General features: G+C 39.9%; 22 protein-coding genes and 1 riboswitch. Of the genes, 9 read left to right on the top strand and 13 right to left on the bottom strand.

The genetic code is table 11. The features are described 5' to 3' along the window. Positions 1 to 8: 8 nt before the first annotated feature. From NXG61_RS05390 to NXG61_RS05450, 13 genes are all read right to left on the bottom strand, one after another. Entirely contained in the window at positions 9 to 758 is a 750-nt protein-coding gene (locus tag NXG61_RS05390; RefSeq protein WP_196605138.1) for an amino acid ABC transporter ATP-binding protein, read from the bottom strand. After that, the gene (locus NXG61_RS05395) at positions 755 to 1414 is read right to left on the bottom strand and encodes an amino acid ABC transporter permease (protein WP_307225147.1); all 660 of its coding nucleotides are present in this window, start codon (positions 1412 to 1414) and stop codon (positions 755 to 757) included. The genes NXG61_RS05390 and NXG61_RS05395 overlap by 4 nt, the downstream gene beginning before the upstream one ends. Positions 1415 to 1434: 20 nt before the next feature. Next, a complete protein-coding gene (locus NXG61_RS05400; RefSeq protein WP_307225149.1) occupies positions 1435 to 2232 on the bottom strand; it encodes a basic amino acid ABC transporter substrate-binding protein in 798 nt (265 codons plus the stop codon). A 279-nt stretch (positions 2233 to 2511) separates the two neighbouring features. Then, positions 2512 to 3390 carry a DMT family transporter gene (locus NXG61_RS05405; RefSeq protein ID WP_196605135.1) on the bottom strand — a complete coding sequence of 293 codons (879 nt, stop codon included), beginning with the start codon at positions 3388 to 3390 and terminating at the stop codon, positions 2512 to 2514. Next, entirely contained in the window at positions 3387 to 4166 is a 780-nt protein-coding gene (locus NXG61_RS05410; RefSeq protein WP_196605134.1) for a sel1 repeat family protein, read from the bottom strand. Before NXG61_RS05410 ends, NXG61_RS05405 begins: the two co-directional genes overlap by 4 nt. A gap of 10 nt (positions 4167 to 4176) precedes the next feature. Next, entirely contained in the window at positions 4177 to 4905 is a 729-nt protein-coding gene (locus NXG61_RS05415) for an epoxyqueuosine reductase (protein ID WP_196605133.1), read from the bottom strand. Between the two features lie 21 nt (positions 4906 to 4926). Continuing rightward, the gene (locus NXG61_RS05420; protein WP_196605132.1) at positions 4927 to 6123 is read right to left on the bottom strand and encodes a trans-sulfuration enzyme family protein; all 1197 of its coding nucleotides are present in this window, start codon (positions 6121 to 6123) and stop codon (positions 4927 to 4929) included. 188 nt (positions 6124 to 6311) lie between these two features. Continuing rightward, positions 6312 to 7103, bottom strand: a complete 792-nt coding sequence (locus tag NXG61_RS05425) for a MerR family transcriptional regulator (protein ID WP_196605131.1) — start codon at positions 7101 to 7103, stop codon at positions 6312 to 6314. 74 nt (positions 7104 to 7177) lie between these two features. Continuing rightward, entirely contained in the window at positions 7178 to 7693 is a 516-nt protein-coding gene (locus NXG61_RS05430) for a chromate transporter (RefSeq protein WP_231038624.1), read from the bottom strand. Continuing rightward, a complete protein-coding gene (locus tag NXG61_RS05435) occupies positions 7690 to 8298 on the bottom strand; it encodes a chromate transporter (RefSeq protein WP_307225153.1) in 609 nt (202 codons plus the stop codon). The genes NXG61_RS05430 and NXG61_RS05435 overlap by 4 nt, the downstream gene beginning before the upstream one ends. A 66-nt stretch (positions 8299 to 8364) precedes the next feature. After that, positions 8365 to 9123 carry a sulfite exporter TauE/SafE family protein gene (locus NXG61_RS05440; protein WP_196605129.1) on the bottom strand — a complete coding sequence of 253 codons (759 nt, stop codon included), beginning with the start codon at positions 9121 to 9123 and terminating at the stop codon, positions 8365 to 8367. An 84-nt stretch (positions 9124 to 9207) separates the two neighbouring features. Next, a complete protein-coding gene (locus NXG61_RS05445) occupies positions 9208 to 9681 on the bottom strand; it encodes a YbaK/EbsC family protein (protein ID WP_196605128.1) in 474 nt (157 codons plus the stop codon). 228 nt (positions 9682 to 9909) lie between these two features. Beyond that, positions 9910 to 11103: an MFS transporter gene (locus NXG61_RS05450; RefSeq protein ID WP_196605127.1), complete on the bottom strand. Its 1194-nt coding sequence runs from the start codon at positions 11101 to 11103 to the stop codon at positions 9910 to 9912. Positions 11104 to 11249: 146 nt separating this feature from the next. Between NXG61_RS05450 and NXG61_RS05455 the strand changes: the two genes are divergently transcribed. The 9 genes from NXG61_RS05455 (at position 11250) to NXG61_RS05495 (ending at position 21280) form a co-directional block, all read left to right on the top strand. Next, positions 11250 to 12092: a helix-turn-helix transcriptional regulator gene (locus NXG61_RS05455; protein ID WP_307225156.1), complete on the top strand. Its 843-nt coding sequence runs from the start codon at positions 11250 to 11252 to the stop codon at positions 12090 to 12092. 231 nt (positions 12093 to 12323) lie between these two features. Beyond that, on the top strand, positions 12324 to 13304 hold the full coding sequence (locus tag NXG61_RS05460) for a YeiH family protein (protein ID WP_196605239.1): 981 nt from the start codon (positions 12324 to 12326) through the stop codon (positions 13302 to 13304). Between the two features lie 79 nt (positions 13305 to 13383). Further along, positions 13384 to 14103 carry an orotidine-5'-phosphate decarboxylase gene (gene pyrF, locus NXG61_RS05465; protein ID WP_307225197.1) on the top strand — a complete coding sequence of 240 codons (720 nt, stop codon included), beginning with the start codon at positions 13384 to 13386 and terminating at the stop codon, positions 14101 to 14103. Positions 14104 to 14112: 9 nt separating this feature from the next. Beyond that, positions 14113 to 14679: a Maf family protein gene (locus tag NXG61_RS05470; protein ID WP_196605123.1), complete on the top strand. Its 567-nt coding sequence runs from the start codon at positions 14113 to 14115 to the stop codon at positions 14677 to 14679. 562 nt (positions 14680 to 15241) lie between these two features. After that, positions 15242 to 16591 carry an MFS transporter gene (locus NXG61_RS05475; protein WP_307225159.1) on the top strand — a complete coding sequence of 450 codons (1350 nt, stop codon included), beginning with the start codon at positions 15242 to 15244 and terminating at the stop codon, positions 16589 to 16591. 201 nt (positions 16592 to 16792) lie between these two features. Further along, complete coding sequence (locus NXG61_RS05480) at positions 16793 to 17926, top strand: glycerophosphodiester phosphodiesterase (RefSeq protein WP_307225161.1); 1134 nt, start codon at positions 16793 to 16795, stop codon at positions 17924 to 17926. Between the two features lie 209 nt (positions 17927 to 18135). Further along, a riboswitch (cobalamin riboswitch) is annotated at positions 18136 to 18310 on the top strand. 509 nt (positions 18311 to 18819) lie between these two features. Further along, positions 18820 to 19428 carry a LysE family transporter gene (locus NXG61_RS05485; RefSeq protein WP_307225163.1) on the top strand — a complete coding sequence of 203 codons (609 nt, stop codon included), beginning with the start codon at positions 18820 to 18822 and terminating at the stop codon, positions 19426 to 19428. Between the two features lie 57 nt (positions 19429 to 19485). Beyond that, the gene (gene amrS, locus NXG61_RS05490) at positions 19486 to 20583 is read left to right on the top strand and encodes an AmmeMemoRadiSam system radical SAM enzyme (protein ID WP_307225165.1); all 1098 of its coding nucleotides are present in this window, start codon (positions 19486 to 19488) and stop codon (positions 20581 to 20583) included. Positions 20584 to 20989: 406 nt separating this feature from the next. Beyond that, positions 20990 to 21280, top strand: a complete 291-nt coding sequence (locus NXG61_RS05495) for a hypothetical protein (RefSeq protein ID WP_307225166.1) — start codon at positions 20990 to 20992, stop codon at positions 21278 to 21280. Positions 21281 to 21290 lie beyond the last annotated feature (10 nt).

The following is a 21290-nucleotide window of genomic DNA, read 5'->3' on the forward strand; positions in this document are numbered from 1 at the left end:
TGTATTTTCTACAACGGCAGTTTATTGTTTTGGGAAGACAATATCTTGCTTAGAAATGCTTTTGTACGTTCTTTTTGAGGGTGAGAGAAGAGCTCCTGCGGAGAATTTTCTTCAACGATGTATCCTCTGTCCATAAAAATAATACGGCTGCCGACTTCACGGGCAAAACCCATCTCATGTGTTACTACTACCATAGTCATACCCTCTTTAGCCAGATTCTGCATGACTGTTAAAACTTCACCGACCATTTCAGGATCAAGTGCTGAGGTAGGCTCATCAAAAAGCATAATGTCGGGTTTCATGGCCAGCGCTCTGGCTATGGCTATGCGCTGTTTTTGACCGCCTGACAGATCGTCAGGGTAAGCGTCAGCTTTATTGGCAAGTCCTACTTTGGTTAAAAGCTGTGAGGCTGTTTCATAAGCTGTATCGCGGGATTCTTTTTTTACTTTTATCGGCGAGATCATGATATTCTCCAGAACGGTCATATGCGGGAATAGATTGAAGTCCTGAAAAACCATACCGATTTTTTGGCGTATTTTATTTATGTCTACTTTAGGATCAGTTATGTCCTGCGCATTGATATAGACATGACCGCTGTTAATGGTTTCGAGTTTATTCAAACAGCGAAGAAATGTTGATTTACCGGCTCCTGACGGGCCTATGAGCACGACGACTTCTTGAGCTTTAACAGTTAGGCTGATACCTTTTAAAATGACATTTTCATCAAAAGATTTTTTCAGATCTTCTATTTTTATCATTTTACGGGCACCTTCTTTTCGAAATGTTTGAGTATAAAATTGGCGGTAAGAGTGAGTATAAGATAGATTAACGCCACAGATACATAAGATTCCCATACACGGTAATACTGGGCATTCATTGACTGAGCCCAATACATCAATTCTGGAGTAGCTATGGTCGAAGCAAGCGAGGAATCCTTGATAAGACTGATAAATTCATTACCCAATGCAGGAAGAATGCGGCGTATTGCCTGCGGAAGTATGATATAGCGCATGGACTGAATTTTAGTCATTCCCAGAGATCGTGACGCTTCAGACTGTCCTCGGCTTATCGATTGGATACCGGCACGGATTGTTTCGGCGATATAGGCCCCGGCATTCATAGATAATGCCGCAATAGCTGAGGCAATACCATTGGCTTCACCAAAAAGAGCGGGAATAACACCAAAATAAATGATAAGTATTTGCACGAAAAGAGGAGTACCACGAAAAAAACCTACATAAGCCTTGAAAATAAAGGCAATAAATTTATTTTCAAGCAGTTCTCCTATGGCAATAAATAATCCCATCAGTGAACCAAGAAAAACTCCTGCTAAAGATAGGCCTATAGTCAATAATGTTCCCATGAGAAAAAAATGGGAGTATTCCGCAATGATATCGAAGCGAAAATCCATCATTTATATGTCCTCCTTCAAGATTATTTTTGCTGTGCCTTAAGTTCATCCAGATTTGGTGCGGTTTTAAACCATTTTTGATAGATTTCAGCATATTTACCATTATTAATGATATGCTGGAGTGATTCATTCATCTTCACAGTCAGATCACTCCCCTTAGGGAACATTATGCCAAAATATTCGGGAGAAAAATTTTCTTTGTCTTCAATGATTTTAAGTTGTTCATCAGGATTTTCCTGAATAAAAATCTTGTTTGCAGTGTCATCGCCGACAACCGCTTTAGCGGTGCCGTGAAGTAATTCTATATAAGTCAGCCCGCCTTTTATTTTCTTGATATGTTCATCATTTTTGCCCATCAGTTTTTCCACGGCCTCCTGCCCGGTGCTGCCACTTTGTACGGCTACCACTTTATCTGTCAGATCACGGGCGCTTTGGATATTGCTGCCATCCTTAACCACTATGGACTGTCTGGAAATAAAGTAAGGATTGGAGAAATCATATGTCTGTCTGCGGTCATCAGTAATGGTAATACCTGCAATTGCTGCATCAGCTGATTTGTCCTTGATCTGAACAAACATCGGATCCCAGCCCACATCCTGAACTGTACAGTCATATCCGGCATCTGCGGCCAGCGCATTAATAAGATCAATATCAAAACCAACTACTTTACCATTGTCCACATATTCAAAAGGATTCCATTTTGCGTATGTGACTACTTTGATGTTTTTCTTGCTGTCCGCCTGGCCGGCAGAAGAACCGCAGCCGGTCATAAGTAATCCGAAAAGGGATAGAATGATCCCTGCAATAATAAATTTTTTCATTTAGTATGCACTCACTTTCTTTTAAAAGGTTGACGATATATATTGCAGAAAAATAATGTGAAGAAAACCCTCCTTAAAATAAACAAAAAGATGTTTCGGAAAATTTTCAAAAAAGAAAACTACCCAAAACATCTTTGTTTTGTCTGTTATTAAACTAAAGTCAATAATAAAAATACAGCCGTTAAACAGGTGGCAGATATTTACTGCAAAAAGTCTGTCAATCTGCTATGGACACATCATAATCTCTATATTTGATACAGAGTCAACAAGAAAATAAAATTATTTTTGCCAGATAAGAATATAGATGCCGCAGATGACTGCTGCGAGTCCGATAATATCGGAACTGCTGATGACCTCACCTAAAATTAGGTTGCCGAAGATAAGTCCGGTGAAAGGTGTGACATTGTTGAATACAGCACCCTTGACACCGATGAGTTCAATGCCCTTATTCCATGCCAGCATGGCTAAAACACCGCCGAAAATAACAACAAATATATATGAAAGCACAGATGTCATATTCGGTACTGTCCAGCTTAAATTTCCTATGCTTAAGATGTAGGGAATAAAAGTGCCTATCCCGGTAAAGCTTGCCAGAGCGGTGACTTGTAATGGCGGCAGGTTTTTCAGAACATAACGGCTGGCTATGATATAAACAGACCAGGACACTTCATTGATAAAGAAAAGCAGATCACCGATGTTAAGAGATTCGTACCAAATATTGCCTATATTGCCTTTGGTCAGCATAAATATGACACCAAAGAAGGAAAGCAGGATGCCGCCCCACTGCAATAAAGAAAGCTGATCCTTGAGAAATATTCTGGCCAGAAATGCTGTAATGGCAGGGACTGCAGCACTGAATAAGACACAGTGGAAAACAGGAGCGTAGCGCAGGCCCTCATATTGAGAAATGCTGCAAATGGTGGTTCCGGTAAGTCCCATTAATATTAAAATAGACCATTCTTTTTTTGACAGCGCAGGCCATAGATTCATATTTTTGACTTTTATTAATGCAAAATAAAAAAGCAGCATAGCAGCAGAGCGAAAAAGAATTATGGTAGATGTCGAATATTGCAGCAATAGCATTTTTAAGGCGATCGGCTGTATTCCCCAAAAAAAAGTGGCGGAAATCAGAGGCAGAATTTTCCCGATATTAGTCAAGTGGCATCATCCTCGATAGGTAATATTTCGGCAAACCTTTTATATTCATCTGCCAAACGCAGAAACTTTTTTCTGTTGCCGGGAGAATCATCAGGGAAACCCTGTCTGTAGCAGTCAGAAAGACGCAGATAATATTCACGGCAGGGCGATTTTTCGGCAGCTCGCAATATTCTGCCAAGACGCCATGAGTAGGCCTGTACTAATTCTGTATGATCAGGATAATCTTTTTTATATAGGTGAAATAAATCTTCCATGGCGAAGACGGCTCTTTCTTCACCCATATCATAGGCTTTGCGCAGATAAAAAACAGCGTTTGGCAGATCTTTGGCAAAGGATTTTCTGTCATCAATAAAAAATAAACCCTGCTCATAAAGTGCAGCTTCGATTTTTTCTGAACAGTTTGCAAATAAGTACCAGATATGTTCTTCGTCTTTAAGGGAATCTGAACCGTAAAGATAACACATGCCTATGTAATAACGGTGACGGGCCTCTTTTTCGCTGGCAGATTTAAGCAGTCTGCCGAAGCAGCTTGCGGCTTTCCGTTTATCTGTGGCAGTACCGTAGCCGTGCATAAAGCACCAGCCAAGCTTGAATAAAGCACCGATTTCTTCATTTGCTGCGTGTTTATAGGCAGCAAAGGCCTTGCGAAATTCGTACAAGCGAAAAGCGTATTCACCATAGAGAAAGAATTCAGCAGCTGTTTCAGGCGGATGTACTAGCCAATGAAGTGTAGCCAAACGTCCTTTTTCATGCTCATTATCTGTATAAAAACTCATGCGGTACTCCTTAAAAACCTTTGTCAGCACATGGCCCGGAGCTGCACACGGGGCAGCCCTGCTGATCATCACGTATATTTTTTCCATCCAGATAGGCATTACAGCGAAACCTGTCGAAAAATTCTTCTGTAAGAGCACCACTGGGGCATTTTTCTGCACAAACCCGGCATTTCCCGGATTTGTAATAAAGACAGTATGATGAGGACGGACGCGTGGATGGCGGTATGGCTGCGTTTATGATCACGCTGCCCAGTCTTCCCGCGGTGCCGAGACGTGTGATAAGCAGATGATTAAGACCAAATGTACCGATTCCGGCAATAACGGCGGATGCTTTGTGGGCCCAGTGCCCTGTGAGCGAAATAGAATCAAAATTTTCTGTCGGCGGGTCCATTGCTCCTTTGATATTAAGAGCAGACATTTTTATCAGGATGTTTTTGCCAATTTTTTCGAGTAATTCGTTCGTGGTGTCGTAGTATTGCGACCACATGGGAACAATATGCTGCTTTTGTCTGATGGCATGTATCAAAGATAATGGAAACGGGATAAAATAGACAATAACTGTTTTGGCGTCCGGCAGCATTTCTTTTGGATGAAACTGTCTGGCGCCGATTTTGTCGTCCAATGTGGCATAGAGAGGATCATCAGCTGCCGCATAGCCTATTATCGGTTCACGATATTCGAGAAAATTATTTGTTACTTCAGTACGGACGATTTTTTCGATTGTATGCGATAGTTTCATAAAATTTTCTCCTGTATAGGATCAGTCTGAGAAGACACTCAGTGCCTGAGTGAAATCCGCTATGAGATCGTCAGCTTCTTCAATGCCGACAGATATACGCATAAGACCGTAAGATATGCCCATCTTTTTCAATTCGTCCTTTGGAACATGATGATGTGAAGAGTGAAGCGGATGAGAAAGTGTAGTCCGTATACCGCCGAGGGTAGGCGCGTAATGAGCCAGATGAAGCCGGTTCATAAAACAGTTTATTTTTGAGGGATCATCCGGCATTTCGAAGCTGAGCATGCCGGTCATAGTGTACTTGTCTTTAAAAAGCTTTTTCGCCAATTCTTTTTGCGGAAAGTTGTCCAAGGAAGGATGATTCACATGCAGGATCTTCGGATGTTTGGCCAGTGCTGCCGCCAAAAGCGCAGCATTTTTCATTTGCTTGCGGACACGCAGATCAAGTGTGTGAATGCCTCGATAAACAAGCCATGCGGCAAACGGACTGCCGGAAGTTCCGGTCAGCATGCGCACAGAATGTATGATATCAAAAATTTTTTCATCTTTTACGGTAATTGATCCGAGCAGAGCATCGCTGTGTCCGTTCATAAATTTTGTAAGACTGCTTATGACTATGTCGGCACCAAGTGCCAGCGGTTTTATCCCTATAGGCGTGGTAAAAGTATTGTCCACCATCATCAGCGCATTTTTTGTGTGGGCTATATCTGCCAGAGCGCTGATATCAGCGAGTCTGTCTGTGGGATTAGAAGCAACCTCTGTATAAACAATGCGAGTATTGCTGCGAATTGCTTTTTTTACCGCGTCAAGATCAGAAAAGTCTACAAAGTCAACATCAACATGCATCTTTTTCAGAAAGATGTTGATGGCATCGAAGGTTTCTCCGTAAATATTTTCATTGGCAAGGAAATGGTCGCCCGGGGCCAAAAGGGCAAAATACGTTGTCGTTATAGCGGCCATTCCTGATGAGCAAATAAGGGTGTTTTTGCCTTTTTCCAGGAAGGAAATCAATTCTCCCAGCGAACGCCTGTTGGGATTTCTCGTACGGATATATGTATAGCCTTTTTTATCATAAGTTTGCTGTACGTCATCAAGATCGCCCATATTGAAAGCTGTGGTCATATAAATAGGCGATGCCTCAGGCTTTAGATGCTGTGAGTAATCTTCACCCTGATATAAAATTTCTGTAGCTTCGGAAAAATTTGTGGAATCTTCCATGTTACATCCTCCTTAATATGAATGCGGATTTAACCGTCAATGCAGGAAGCGGAATCTGTACTGAGGTATGAATTAAGTCTAAAGTCTATAGCAGTTATAAAGTCAAGCTGTTTTTGCCTGTTTCGTAAAAATGGCCTCAGGCGGTATTTTATTGTAAAAATACAAACCTGGGGCCGTCAAAAAACAGTTTACGTTATTAATGCCTGAATTTCATACGGACAATGATGATATTCAATCAGACTGTCTTCATATTCATTAGCAACAGCAAAAGAAGGAGAAGGATGTTCAGCAAAAAACTTTTTTACCAGTTCAGCTTTTATGGCAGAACGATCAGTGACCCACAGACAAAGATAGAGTCCGGCCGGAAGATTCAGATACTTGCCATTGATATCATCCTCAGGTTTCTCTTTTAGATATGTGAAATATTTCTGGGGAGTGAATTTGCCGTTTAGAAAATCGGGAAAATCAATTACGTAACCATACTGGCGCCGATATGGTATATTGGCCTTATTTTTCAATTTTGCCAATCTTGTTTCGACACTTTCAATAGTATCTTGACGGAGATGGTCCACATACATCAGGTGACGTGCCTCGAACTGCAGAATATAAGGAACATTTTCTATACGGTATCGTCCAAGATAACGGAAATAATCTATGTACCATTCAATATCTTCGTAGCGTTCTACCATTTCTTTGAGTTCCCATACAAGCTTTTTTTTCTGTGCCTCAAGATGAATAAGCAGTTTTTCCGGTTTTCCGGCCCGGAGAATTTCCGCTATTTCTGCCAATGACATGCCAAGCGAGCGTAGATATTTGATACGGTCAATATAGTGAAATTGTTTAAAAGAATAGTAACGGTAGCCTGTCTCAAGGTCTATATGCTGCGGGATAACGAGGTTCATATTGGTGTAATTGCGCAAGGTTTGTACGGAAATACCCATAATTTTTGCAGTGTCGCCTATGGAATAAAGTTCCTGCATATTATTACCACATCCTTTCCTGGAAATTGAAAAGACGCATACGGCAAATTTTATGATCTGCCGTAAAGTTTTGATCAGTGGAAAAAAAGAGCACCCGCCGCAGCAGAAATTATCAGAATAAGATTGACCGATATCCGTTTCGTATAGGCAAGAAAAGCACTTGCAGCCGTGATAAAGAGCAGAATGATATCAGGACTGCTGTTGAAATATATAGTTGCAAGGACAACGATACTGAAAGTTGAAACCACAAGTACCATTCCGTCAAGTATTCCCTGTGTGGAAGGGTAAAATCTTATCCGGGCATAAAATTTTCTGACGAGAAGAATAAAAAAAGGAGGCAGTATTAAAGCTATGGCACCAAGAACAGCACCTGTCATGCCGCCCGCCAGATTGGCAAGACTGACAACCCACAAGCCATTGGGGCCGGGAGCAATCTGCCCTATGGCGATAGCTTCGGCAAACTGTTGCTCAGTAGCCCAGCCATTGGCAAGAAAATCGGCATGAAGTGACGGTAAAGGGCCGAAGCCGCCGGTAGAAAATAATACAGCTTTCAGGATAGTCAGAAAAAACAGGCACCAATAGATTATCATTTAGGCGACCTCGGTTTCTTTTTTATAATAAAGGTATAGACAAATATTCCCGAAATGCTTCCCATTATATAGAGCAGGATGACAGAAACGTGAAAAACACAATATAATATGGCAGTAGCAGTCATTATGAGTAAAAAGGAAAGCAGCGGCAGAGTGCCTTCATGGCAGCCGTGCTGCAGAATAGGTTTTATATTGCGCCAGTTAGTGACTATCGATACTCCAAAAATCGCGGCAAATGCAGCTTTCAGACCGTTCTGGACGGCGGGATACTGACTTATGTTCAAATACACTGCAGATAAAGCAAGCGTTATGGCGGCACTGGGGATGATAAGACCCAGTACGGATAAAATACTGCCGCGCCAGCCGGCAAGCTTTCTGCCGATTAAAATAGTATAAGCCAGAATATTGATACCGGGAGTGATCTGTCCGATACCGATAATAGTGGTGTACTCTGCTTCTGTAAGCCAGTGATGTTTGTATATGAATTTATCCTGGATCAGAAATTGAGTGATGGCACCGCCGCCGAAAGAAGTAATGCCAATGCTGCACCATGTAAAAAAAAGTTTTTTCATTGAAAAAGGAGAAATATCACATACTTTTTCCATATAAATATCCTTTGCGAAAGTAAAATTCGGACAGACCAGGACGAGTGTCACCGGCTGATTCCGGCATCAACGGGAAAACATCAGTATAACACCGCCTAGTACAGGCATAGCCACCATGAAAAACCTTAATACAGGCAGGGAAACCATACGGGTGAATTTTGCCCCGATGAAAGCACCCGCCATCAACCCAAGTAATGTCTGAACGAAAAGAGAAAGTTCCAGATGCCCCGAAATGAGGTAACCGAGGCCGCCGAAGGCAGATATAGGGATAATGATCATCATGGTTGTGCCCACCGCTTTATATAAGGGCAGACCAAATATAAGCAGCATGCTGAGCTGAATGAAAGCGGCAGCGCCGATACCAAAGGCTCCTGATAAAAAACCATTTATTATACCTGTAATAAGAGCGATGATCCAAAAGCGGGAAGGAGAGGAAAATGAATGATTTATATGCAAAGTACTCGTTGTAAACTGAGAGTGAAAAAGTCTTACATACAAAAGAAGTGCAGAAATAAGCATCATCGCAGCTGTGGCTGCTTTTAAATCAGCGGAAGAAATATAATTGGAAACGCCGGCACCTATAAAAGCACCGATGGCGCCGCCTATGCCCATGGCACAACCAATTTTTAAATCTACGTTGCCTTCGCGCAAATGGCTTATCGCTCCGGATAAAGTAGTAAACATCATGGTACCGAGAGCTATGCCAAGAGCTGTATGGATTTTCACACCGAAGCCGACAGTCAGAAGTGTGATTGCCACACCGGCGCCGCCGGCACCGACAAAACCTATCATCGTACCCAGTATGAGCATGGCAGCAAATATCATGTAATCGCCTCGCAATTAATATTATCAGCAAAAAAATGAAGCATCCTGATACGGAACGCTTCATTAAAAACAAATCGTTGATTTTTAGTGGTCAGAAGTTTTGCTTATATCGATCCAGCCGACAGCATGCGAGTATTTTTCCAACTCAGCTGTTGTCAGTTCAATTGCACTGTTGGAACTGCCGCATGCGGGGAACACAGTGGAAAATCGTTTAAGTGATTCATCCAGATATGTTTTTATTCCTTCTTTCACAGCAAAAGGGCATACTCCGCCTATAGGATGCCCTGTCAAATTTTCGACTTCATCGGCTTTAAGCATAGCTGCCTTTTTACCAAAAAACTGTTTATATTTATGATTGTCAATTTTTTTGTCTCCGGCAACAACGATCAATATGGCTTTATCATTTAATTTTAAAGATAAAGTTTTTGCTATACGTGCTTCGTCACAATTCACCGCTCTGGCTGCCTCTGCGACGGTTGCACTTGAAACAGGAAATTCCATGACAGAATCTGCTCTGCCCAGTTGAGAAAAATAAGCCTTTACGTTATCAATAGACATTTTTACTGCCTCATTTCATACAATATGTTAACAATTATAGTGCAAAAATGTTTAAGCGTAAAGTTTATTAAATATTGGGGCATAAAAAAGATGATCTTTCATGTTTATATGGCTGCCGAAGATTTATATTATCTAAGTAAAATAGAAATTGATAATTGCACTCCTGAAAGAATGCAGTGACAGTTTATTTTTTTGTGTGGAATATCAGCCTGCCGAACGGCAATAAACCTAATCTTTAAACAAGTGTGCACACACAGCGACAGACTGCGATGTCAGTCCGACAATGCATGTTCCGATCCAGCCGAAATGTTGAAATGCCCATGCACCTGTATACGTTCCCAATGCTCCGCCAATAAAAAAAGTAATCATGTATATTGCTGTGATGCGGCTTCGCGCCTTTTCGCTCAATTGCTGAATTTTAGTCTGGCTGCTGATATTACAGCACTGTACACCGATATCCAGCAAAATGATGCCTGTGATCAATCCCCATAAATGATAGCCCCAGATAATAAATACAATATATGAAAAAATAATAATTGATATACTGATGCCAATACTAAAATTTGGTCCTTTTCTGTCTGAAATACTCCCTGCCATCGGAGCCAGTAAAGCTCCCGCAATACCTATTAAACCAAACAGACCGGCAAAATTTGATCCCAGATGGTAATTTTCCTGTAATAAAAATGTGAGCGATGTCCAAAATGCACTGAATGCGCAAAATGCCATCGCACCTATAAGACTTGCCTTGCGCAGTCCCCGAAAATTTTTGACTATTGGAATAATAGACCGCAGCGATTCACTGTAAGTTATTTTTGATAAAGCATCAAACCGAGGCAATTCCAGATGCAAAATTATCATAAGACAGAGCATCATCAATGCCGCTATGAAATAGATGGTTCGCCAATTATATATTTGGGCGATAAAACCGCTTGCCACACGAGATAATAATATCCCCGTGAGGATTCCGCTCATAATACTGCCAATAACTCTGCCTCGCTCTTTTGGCGCAGCTAATTGAGCGCCGAAAGGAAGCAGGATTTGTCCTATAACTGAAGTGAATCCGACCAAAAGTGATGCGGCAGCTGTTACATACAAATCTGGTGAAAAATATATGGTCATAAGCGCACAGCCTGAAGAAAACAGGACAAACAGAACAAGCCGGCGCCTTTCCAGTATATCGGCCAGCGGTAAAATGAAAAAAAAGCCTAACGCCAGACCCAGCTGTGTCAATGTTGCAGTTAATGCGGCACTTGACTGCGTGATATGATACTCAGCGGCCAACTGATAAAGCAACGGCTGCATATAATAAAGATTGGCCGTCACAATACCGCTGGCTGCCGCCATAACCCAAATAAGTCTTTTTGTGAGCCGAATCTGACCTTCCGGTAAATTTTGTTTGCTGTGTATAAATATTTTTTCCATAAAAGATTCCCGGCTTTCCTGTAGTTTTTAATTTATCACTATATATTGTTTTTTTATAAAAATAACTATACAATGTTTTTATCCTATTACAAGAAGACCAATTATCATAGTATAATTTCTATTAGTATATAACAGGGGGAATTATTATGGATGATAACATAATACAGCGCAGAGAATTAGGAAATTTCTTAAAGACGCGCAGGGAAAAAATACGTCCGCCGCAGGTCGGTCTGCCGGACAGCACGAGGCGCCGCACTCCGGGTCTGCGGCGTGAAGAAGTTGCCTTGCTGGCAGGGGTCAGTGTCACTTGGTATACATGGCTTGAGCAGGGACGTTCCATAAAGGTTTCAGATGAAGTAATGCACAGTATTGCCAGAGCATTGATGCTGAATTCTCATGAAATAGCCTATATCTTCGAATTGTCGCAATCATCCTTGAGACATAATATATCGGGCATGAAGACAGCACATTCTATATTTCAGAATGTATTGGACAGTCTTGTCTGTTCGCCATCAACTATGATGGATAAATATTGGAATGTGATTGCCTGGAACAAGGCTGCTAACGCTGTATTCGTAGATTTCGATAAGCTTGATGTCGTTAACAGGAATATTATCCAACTGATGTTTACCAACGAAAAATATCAAAGCTTATTTCCTGATTGGCCCACAAAGGCAAAAAAAATGCTTGCTGTTTTTCGTGTCTCCTGCGCCGAATTTATCAATGACCAGTGGTTAAAGGAATTTGTTGGTTCTTTGCAGGCAAAGAGCAAATACTTCCAACAATGGTGGCCGCTGCATAATGTGGCCGCAGAACAGGAATTGAAAAAAATTATTCGGCATCCGACTATAGGAAAATTGTATTTTGAACATACTGTTTTTTTGACACCGGAAAATAATTTTAAAATATATATTAATACACCTGCAACAGGTACAAAAACAAAAGAAAAAATTGAAAAACTGCTTAACGTGCAGCAGAAAAATATCTAAACAAGACCTTATAATGCGCCTGATATGATTCATAGTCTGCCGTTTAAGAAGAGTCTCCAGTCGACACTGTGCTTTTATTTGGCAGCTATGAATAAATTTGTGCCATATTTATCTTCAGGGAACACTGTTGTTTTTATCCATATTAATTTACCTATGATAAATATAATATATTTGTATTTTACTTATGGATGAACGGCAGGTATACTTATCCTCAGTTGGAAGGAGAGGATAATAGTGCGGAAATATATCAAAGGAACTTTATATGCACTCGTTTTTGCGGTTCCCGCTTATTTTCTTGGGAATATGTTTCCTATTATAGGCGGGCCGGTTTTCGGCATACTTTTGGGAATACTTGCCTCAGGTTTCAGACGGCCGAAATCTTTTGAAGCAGGCATAAAATTTACAGGGAAAAAAATACTGCAATATTCCATAATTCTTTTAGGATTTGAAATGAACCTGTTCAATGTGCTGAAAGTCGGATCACATTCTCTTTATGTAATGATTTTTACACTGCTGACGGCATTTTTGACAGCGTGGCTGATAGGTAAATATCTGGGTCTTGACTATGATACGACTATACTTATCGGTGCGGGTACAGCCATATGCGGCGGTTCAGCAATAGCTGCCCTGGCTCCTGTCATAGGGGCAAAAGATAAGGATATAGCTTTTTCTATATCGACGATTTTTCTTTTTAATGTTATTGCCGTTTTTCTTTTCCCGTTTCTGGGACATACAATGGGAATGTCTGATACAGGGTTCGGTATGTGGGCAGGAACAGCTATCAATGATACTTCTTCTGTGGTTGCGGCAGGCTATTCCTATAGTACTGCGGCAGGAGGGTATGCCACTATTGTAAAATTGACACGTGCATTGATGATTGTTCCTGCTTGTATATTTTTCGCGGCACTAACTATGCATAAAGGAAATAAAAACAGAAATTTCAGTATAATAAAAATTTTTCCGTGGTTCATCTTATGGTTTGTCACAGCGGCTGTTGTCAATACAACAGGCATTCTTTCTCCGCAGTTTTCACATACTCTGGCAGGAACAGGAAAATTTTGCATAATATTGGCGATGAGTGCGATCGGTTTGAACACAAATCTTCGATTATTGGTAAAAAATGGTTTTCGGCCTATCTTTCTGGGGTTGTGCTGTTGGTTTGCCGTCGCGGTGGTTTCGCTTGTTGTTCAGCACATGGTGGGGCTTGTATGAGCAGAAGGGAAATATAAAAGATTATCAGTCTATGCTATAATGAATGGCAGAATATAAGTTTATAGGTGGAGGTATAACAATGGCGGATGAAAGAATTATCGCAGCACTTGATTTACGGACGCTGGCAGAAGCTGAGAAACTGGTGGAAAAGCTTGGTGACAGTATTGTCTTCTATAAGGTTGGCATGGAGCTTTTTTATGCCGTCGGCCCGGAGATAATAAAATATTTGAAAGGGAAAAACAAGAAAATATTTCTTGATCTGAAGCTGCATGATATACCCAATACGGTGGCTGAAGGTCTCGTTTCGCTCATGAGGCTTGGTGTCGATATTTTCAATGTTCATGCTTCAGGCGGTTTTACCATGATGAGCAGAGCGGCACAGCGGGTGAGGGAAGAAGCGGATAAAATGGGAATAAACCCTCCCAAATTGATTGCTATAACAGTACTCACAAGTATGGACGGAGATGATTGGGATGGGCTCGGTATGCACATGCCTATAGATGAACAGGCGGTGCGGCTGGCGCTTTTATCTAAGGATGCAGGGCTTGACGGCGTTGTGGCATCTCCTCATGAAGCCGCAAGAATACGAAGGGCATGCGGAAAAAACTTTATGATCGTGACTCCTGGGGTGCGGCCGACAGGCAGTACTGCGGATGATCAAAGCCGTATTGCAACACCTGAGCAGGCATTGAAAAATGGGGCCAGCCAGATTGTCGTCGGCAGACCTATTTATAAGGCTGATGATCCGCGTAAGGCGGCAGAACAAATACTTGCAGAAATAAATCCAGCAGACTGTTGAGAGGCAATTATGATAATATTGGCATCGGCATCACCAAGGCGCAGAGAATTATTGACACAGATAGGCTGTGAATTCATTTTCGAACCATCTGAGACAGAAGAGGTAAAGACAGGCTCTCCTAAGAAACTGGTATGTGAGAATGCTTTATTGAAAGCCGGACAGATAGCGGCAACGCATAAGGACATGTGGGTAATAGGAGCAGATACCGTCGTGGCAATCGGCGAAGAAGTATATGGTAAGCCTGCCGATGAAGCTGATGCTATTTCTATGCTCCGAAAGTTGTCAGGCAGATCACATCAAGTTTATACTGGGATTGCGCTGGTTTATAATGATAAATACTGGCAGGATTTTTCTGTCACTGAAGTTGAAATGGCAGTCCTGACAGAAAAAGAAATAGAAAGATATGCGGCCAGCGGAGAATCTTTGGATAAAGCGGGATCATATGCTATACAGGGGAAAAGTGCAGTTTTTATAAAAAAAATAGATGGTTCATACTCAAATGTAGTGGGACTGCCTCTGCATAAATTATATGCGCTTTGCAAAAAAGCGGGCTGCAATCTGATAGAGGAAAACTAACACATAACTCAGCCGTTTGCCTATATAGTTAGAAAAAAACCGCCAGTCTTCAATGGTGACATTGGGTGAAGCTTCTTCTTCATGGGGCAAGGGTTCACCTTTAGAAAAGTCGATGTAAGAATCATATGCATCAGAGCGAGAATAATTAAAAAAGATGAAGAAAAGGATCAGAACAAGCAGCAAGGAAATGCAGTACCTGTTGTTGAAATGGTGTATGAGCATAATAACAGCCTTCGTATGGTTTTTTTAATTGTATATAAAAAACGTATGAGTGTAAGGGAAACACGCTTGATTTGCACAAAAAACATATGAACTTGATTTTATTAAACATCAGGAGTTTCCTCAGTCAGCCGTTATGGACTGGGGGCTTTTTCATTTTATGACGGCTGTTATTGCCTGGGTGGCAGCTTCTTTATGTCAGAAAAATTCTTACAAGAAAATCAGATTTTTTCTGCTATATATGTTAAAAATAATGTACTATACTGGCATTGTCAGTAGTGGAAGCGGATTCAACTAAAAGAACAGGTTGAGTTTCATCCATCAAAAAGAAAGGAGTTTTTTTATGTTCAATCTATTATATCAATTTTTTAAAACCGGTCCGGATATCGAACAAATCAAGGAAAACGGAGCTGTCAAGAAAAAATTCAACAGCATGCGTTGGCGTGTATTTGCCTCTATCACGATCGGATACGCATTTTACTACATCATTCGCCAGAGCTATTCGGTCATCAAAAAACCGCTTTTGTCTTCCGGTATTGTAACCCCAGAGCAAGTAGGCATTATTGGCTCTATTTTTTTTATTACTTACGGCTTGGGCAAATTTACCAACAGTTTCCTTGCCGACCGCATGAACAATAAACGGTTTTTTTCATTCGGTCTTTTCATTTCATCTTTGACAATGGTCGGTATGGGGCTTGTAAATTCGTTTGTTCCGTTGGCAGTCCTATGGGGGTTAAACGGATGGTTTCAATCCTATGGCGCGGGTCCATCTATCGTTGCATTGAATCAGTGGTTCAGCAACAAAGAGCGGGGCACTTTGTACGGTGTATGGTTCACGAGCCACAATTTAGGTTCTTCCTTTGCATACTTTGCTATTGCGGCTGTTGTATCTGCTTATAATTGGTCCATGGGATTTGTTGCTGCAGGAAGTATCTCTTTAATCGGTACAGCCTTCATTTATTTTGGCATGAGTGATCGCCCGGAAACACAGGGCCTCCCCAATGGGGCTGTTTATTATGGAGAAAAAACGCAAGCGCAGGCAGAGGCAGAAAAACAAAAATCCGTTGGTGCTATGCAATGGAATACCGTTGTCAAAAATCCGGCGGTCTGGATCCTCGGATTTTCTTCTCTTTGTGTATATATTGCCCGATATGCCGTTGAAAGCTGGGGCGTTGTATATCTTACTTCTCAAAAAGGCTATGATATGATGGGAGCTGCCGGCGTCATGGCATATATGCAGGTGGCTGGTATCTTCGGGGCACTGCTGTGTGGTGTTATTTCCGATAAATTTTTTAATCATAAACGGAATGCACCGGCGCTTATTTATGGCATATTATACTCTTTATCAATTGCTGGTTTTGTATGGGCTCCCCAGTCCTTCACCATGGATCTTTTCTGCATGACCTTCTACGGCTTTACTATGGGAGCATTGGTTTGCTATATGGGTGGCCTTATGGCCGTCGATATCGTACCGAAGCGCGTTACTGGTGCTGCTATGGGGATGATTGGTCTGCTGAGCTACGCCGGTGCCGCTATTCAGGAATTCGTCACGGGCAAATTGATGACCATTTCTGTCGTAAACGGTGTTAAAGTATATGATTTTGGCTTGGCAACAGAATTCTGGGTTGGTGCAGCCGTTGTTTCCACCTTACTGGCACTTCTTGTTTGGAATACCAAACCCAGGGAAGATTAACAAGTTGTCTTTTTTCTCTGGATATTGCAGCTTTAGCGTGGGACGGAGGATTATGATTGGATAAACTTAACGGGAATATGTGTATAAAATGCAGAATTTACTTAAGATTAATACAAAAGGGTGGACAGTGTGCTATAGTTGATTAAGCATATGAATAGATTAAGCATACTATACTTGAAGTTTAAAGGAGAGCGTACAGGAATGAAGAGAAAAAAACTTATAATGACTGGGCTTGTGGCAATCAGCCTTTATTGCGGTGCAGGAGTAATATATACGCCGGCTGCACAGGCAAAGGTATCCTATGATGTATTCGATTTTGAAGCGCATCGGGGCGGGCGTGATGCCAGACCGGAAAATACGCTGTATTCCTATGCTTATGCAATGGAAATGGGAGCGACATCTATCGAATGCGATATGCAGCTCACAAAAGACGGACAAATAGTTATGAGTCATAATCCGATACTGAATCCTGATATAACCCGTGATGAAACAGGCAAATATGTGCCCGGAGGGAAATATGACATACGTACAATGACAATTGACCAACTGCGCAAATTCGATGTAGGTGTGATGGACCCTAAGAATGGCGAATACTATGATCTGCACGGGCGTACACAAATAACGCATGACGCCAAGATCCCCACGCTTGAAGAGCTGCTGCAGCTTATACAATCCTATGGGGATAAAAAAATCATACTTAATATAGAAACTAAATCTTATCCTGACCCGGCTAGTATAGGCTATAAAAATAATGCCGATCCGAAAAAATTTGTTCAAGTATTCAATGATATCATAAAGAAGTATGGTATGGAAAATCGTGTGGTGCTCCAATCCTTCGATTGGCAGACATTAATCGAAATGAAAAAATTAAACCCCAATATTACTACATCAGCATTATGGCAGGAGCAGCCCTCTTGGGGACGGGATTCCGAATCACTGCGCCGTTATGAGAAAGCGAAGTCGCCCTGGCTTGGAGGGCTTGACATAAAGGACTATAACGGTGACCCTGTGCGCGCAGCGCATGCCATCGGAATGGATATAATATCGCCGTATTTTACAGAACTGTCTAAGCAGGATGTGGAGGAAGCGCATTCACTGGGCATGAAGGTAGTACCGTGGACAGTGAACAAAGAAAGCGATATAAAAATGTTGCTGGATATGGGTGTAGATGGAATAATATCCGACAAACCATGGGTTTTGAAAAAAGTATTGGAAGACCGCAAAATAAAATTGCATGATCCGGTAGTTAATGTACAAAGTCCATATCATACGGGGACAGCCCATAATGAAACAATATCCGGTGAAAGAAAAGGCGGCAATGATGCGGCTTACTGATTCATCAAATGAAAAATAGTTTACAATAATATGGGAGACAAGTAAATATAAGCTTGTTTCCCATATTTATTGGTACAGCTAAGCAGATTGGAAATAATTTAATGTCCATTGAATCTTTTCCCTTGAGATTAAAATTAATACAATTTATCGTGGTATATTTACTGCTGGTCATTGACAATTATAGGAAAGGAAAGTATATTTTTATTGTAACTGAATATTGTTGAACAGGTGTCGTAAGACTTGATAGAGAAGCCGGTAAAAGCCGGCACGGTCCCGCCACTGTGAGGGGAGCTTATCGCATGATGTCACTGGAAATTTTTTCCGGGAAGGCGCGAATGGGCAATGAACCTGAGTCAGGAGAACTGCCTGTTTGAAAATCACCATTATTACCTGCGAGCGATAGGGAGGAGATTATCTTGGTCACTTCATAGATAAAAGCCGTTTCTTTTTAGGAAGGGCTTATTTTTTTGCTGTTTTTCAAGGGAAAAATTTATTACCCAATAATGTAGATCCTGGAATTTTAATAAGAATATAACAAACAAAGAAGTCAAAATATATCATAGAAAGAATAGTTACTAAATTGGAAAAAGTAAATAGGAACATCTGCCTAGTATAATTTTCTATCTAAAATTGTCATGTTTCCGACTGACAAATTGTTATCCTAGGCATATTCTTAAAATATCATTTTTATTATGTAATTGTTTTCTAGCATCATATATTTTGTAAGAAATAATTGTTTATGAGAAAAAGACATAAAATGAGAGTTATTTGGGCAGATATAGTTTAAAATACTAAATTTTATTTCCAATTACTTAATAAATAATGAAAATAGAAGAGATACATAAAACTTTAAATATTGCATATCTTTACTTATTATGTGGAAAGAGTTAAACATGGATTTTTTTGATGGTCTTATTTTAGGATTTACACTGCAGCTTTCAATAGGGCCTGTTTTTATTGCTGTACTGCACCACTCCATTACAAGAGGCTCTATTGAAGCAATTAAAATGGTATTTGGTGTTGCGTTAGTGGATTTTTGTTATATTCTTTTATCAGCAGGAGTTGTTGCTAATTTAATTCAATTACCATCTGTGAATCATATCTTCACTATAATTGCTGCAATAGGACTAATTTTATTTGGAATATCTTATATTGTAACTGGGCTAAGAAAGAAAAACAGTGATATAGGGGAGAAAGAAAAAAATGTCTGCAATAGTTTTTTATATGGCATTAAACTTACATCCATTAATCCACTTACAATAGTTTTATGGGCAAGTACGCTTGGCGCTCTGCTCAGTTTAAAAAAGATCAGTGGATTAATAAATATTGCGTTAACTATATTGGGGTGTGTTTCTGCTACTATTATATTCTTAGGCGCAGTTTCAATTGCCGGAGGGAGGATCAAAAAACACTTGAATATCAAGCTTGTACAATATTTGGATATTGGTGCAGGTGCAATTTTAATTGCTTTTGGTATTACTATTATATCTGGATTCAATTAATATAGCATAGCATTACATATTGTTTGAATAAGTTGAAATTGTCAGGGAGGTATAAGCATGAGTAATGTCTATTCAACAAATTCTCCAAAATATAATTTACATTTAAAATGGAATGATACGAGAAAAGAGGCGTATTTGTATGAAAAATTGCAAAATCAAAAGGTTCAATGTGGATTATGTCCACGTAAATGTGTAATCCAGTCTAACTCTGTTGGTTTTTGTAAGGTGAGAAAAAATATAAACGGAAAATTATATGCTCAGTCGTATGGTAAGGCCGCCCATGTCACGGTCGAAAAAATTGAAACAGAGGCATTATTTAATTATGCTCCTGGAGCACAAATATTATCACTTGGAAATTTTGGATGCAATTTGGATTGCGATTATTGTCAGAATTGGATGTATTCTCAATTTCAATATACTAAACCAGAATATATTCACGAGTACACTACACAGTCTATTGTTGAAATAGCCTTAAAAAATAATGTAAAAATACTATCTTGGACGTATAATGATCCTGCAGTTTGGTTCGAATTTGTAATTGATACTGCACGAGAAGCGAAGAAATACGGAATAAAAAGCCTATTTAAATCGGCGTTTTTTCTATCGAGAGATGCCGTAATACAATTATGTGATGTGATTGATATTTTTGCTATTTCTATTAAAGCTATGGACGAAGCTTATTATAAACAATTTACAAAGGGATGGTTATTGCCCGTATTGGAAAATACCAAATATATACATTCTACCGGGATACATTATGAACTCAGTAATTTGGTGGTTACTGGTCTAACAAACAATGTTAATAACTACGATAAAATGATTGATTTTATTCTCAGTGAATTATCTCCGGATATCCCTATTCATTTTACAAGGTTTCATCCTGATTACAAATATATGCAATATGCTAAAACTCCAGTTGAAGATGTTATGGAAGCGCGTAAGCGTGCATTAAAACGTGGGTTAAAATATGCATACATTGGAAATGTTTTTGAAAGTATTGGGTTAAATACTTATTGCCCAAATTGTAAAGAACTGCTTGTGGAAAGATATGGTTTGTGCACATATGTAAAAGATTCATTGCTTTCCAACGGTAAATGTTATAAGTGTGGGTATCAAACGGGAATTGAAGAACCATATTTAATGACCAAGAAATAATCTGGTAATATGTTAAATCCATAAAAATAAAGAAAACATTCAATGCTGAGTATTATTTGCACAAGATGAATATGGAAGCACAATAAACAAAGGCAAGAAAAGATGTTACCAGCTTTTCATAGTGAGTAGCAACTCTACGAAAAATTTTGCCATATGACTTATCGTCCAAGATATTACTATCTTTCATTTCATGTAACTTTTATCTATAGTATAAGGTAGTTGTTAAGCTTTTAAGCAAAAACTACAGGGTTTAGCCAGAGGAGGAAAAAGAGGTAACATTTGCCACAATTACTATATCTATTGCAGTATTAAAATTTTTTAAACAACATGTAATAAAAAGGAAATACGCTTTGTACGTTGGCAGATTTCTGCTTACAAAACTTATTATACAAGGAGAAATTGCAATATGAAGAAACTAGAGCATATTTGGGATAATGAGTTCTTTTTAATGCATATAGAGTTAGAGCCTCAGAGTGATAAATCATATTTTATCTATATAAAGCGGAAATTAGGTTATGAGATATTGGTTGAAGAAAAACATTTTGATAAAACTAACAGTAGTCCAAGGTTTATTATTTCAAGAACACATCCTAAAGAAAAAGGCCTAATCATTGAATATCCTGATGAAATTATTTTGACTGCATATAAAATTGATGATAGAGCTTATTATCCCACACAATACTTTTATAGATTTTAAGTTAGTACAT

Source organism: Pectinatus haikarae (assembly GCF_050916305.1).
GTDB classification, from domain to species: Bacteria; Bacillota; Negativicutes; order Selenomonadales; family Selenomonadaceae; genus Pectinatus; species Pectinatus haikarae.

Excerpts from the sequence above, each read along its gene's own strand:
- NXG61_RS05390 (WP_196605138.1), bottom strand. The coding sequence starts at position 758 with ATGATAAAAATAGAAGATCTGAAAAAATCTTTTGATGAAAATGTCATT.
- NXG61_RS05395 (WP_307225147.1), bottom strand. The coding sequence starts at position 1,414 with ATGATGGATTTTCGCTTCGATATCATTGCGGAATACTCCCATTTTTTT.
- NXG61_RS05400 (WP_307225149.1), bottom strand. The coding sequence starts at position 2,232 with ATGAAAAAATTTATTATTGCAGGGATCATTCTATCCCTTTTCGGATTA.
- NXG61_RS05410 (WP_196605134.1), bottom strand. The coding sequence starts at position 4,166 with ATGAGTTTTTATACAGATAATGAGCATGAAAAAGGACGTTTGGCTACA.
- NXG61_RS05415 (WP_196605133.1), bottom strand. The coding sequence starts at position 4,905 with ATGAAACTATCGCATACAATCGAAAAAATCGTCCGTACTGAAGTAACA.
- NXG61_RS05420 (WP_196605132.1), bottom strand. The coding sequence starts at position 6,123 with ATGGAAGATTCCACAAATTTTTCCGAAGCTACAGAAATTTTATATCAG.
- NXG61_RS05425 (WP_196605131.1), bottom strand. The coding sequence starts at position 7,103 with ATGCAGGAACTTTATTCCATAGGCGACACTGCAAAAATTATGGGTATT.
- NXG61_RS05430 (WP_231038624.1), bottom strand. The coding sequence starts at position 7,693 with ATGATAATCTATTGGTGCCTGTTTTTTCTGACTATCCTGAAAGCTGTA.
- NXG61_RS05435 (WP_307225153.1), bottom strand. The coding sequence starts at position 8,298 with ATGGAAAAAGTATGTGATATTTCTCCTTTTTCAATGAAAAAACTTTTT.
- NXG61_RS05440 (WP_196605129.1), bottom strand. The coding sequence starts at position 9,123 with ATGATATTTGCTGCCATGCTCATACTGGGTACGATGATAGGTTTTGTC.
- NXG61_RS05445 (WP_196605128.1), bottom strand. The coding sequence starts at position 9,681 with ATGTCTATTGATAACGTAAAGGCTTATTTTTCTCAACTGGGCAGAGCA.
- NXG61_RS05450 (WP_196605127.1), bottom strand. The coding sequence starts at position 11,103 with ATGGAAAAAATATTTATACACAGCAAACAAAATTTACCGGAAGGTCAG.
- NXG61_RS05455 (WP_307225156.1), top strand. The coding sequence starts at position 11,250 with ATGGATGATAACATAATACAGCGCAGAGAATTAGGAAATTTCTTAAAG.
- pyrF (WP_307225197.1), top strand. The coding sequence starts at position 13,384 with ATGGCGGATGAAAGAATTATCGCAGCACTTGATTTACGGACGCTGGCA.
- NXG61_RS05470 (WP_196605123.1), top strand. The coding sequence starts at position 14,113 with ATGATAATATTGGCATCGGCATCACCAAGGCGCAGAGAATTATTGACA.
- NXG61_RS05475 (WP_307225159.1), top strand. The coding sequence starts at position 15,242 with ATGTTCAATCTATTATATCAATTTTTTAAAACCGGTCCGGATATCGAA.
- NXG61_RS05480 (WP_307225161.1), top strand. The coding sequence starts at position 16,793 with ATGAAGAGAAAAAAACTTATAATGACTGGGCTTGTGGCAATCAGCCTT.
- NXG61_RS05485 (WP_307225163.1), top strand. The coding sequence starts at position 18,820 with ATGGATTTTTTTGATGGTCTTATTTTAGGATTTACACTGCAGCTTTCA.
- amrS (WP_307225165.1), top strand. The coding sequence starts at position 19,486 with ATGAGTAATGTCTATTCAACAAATTCTCCAAAATATAATTTACATTTA.
- NXG61_RS05495 (WP_307225166.1), top strand. The coding sequence starts at position 20,990 with ATGAAGAAACTAGAGCATATTTGGGATAATGAGTTCTTTTTAATGCAT.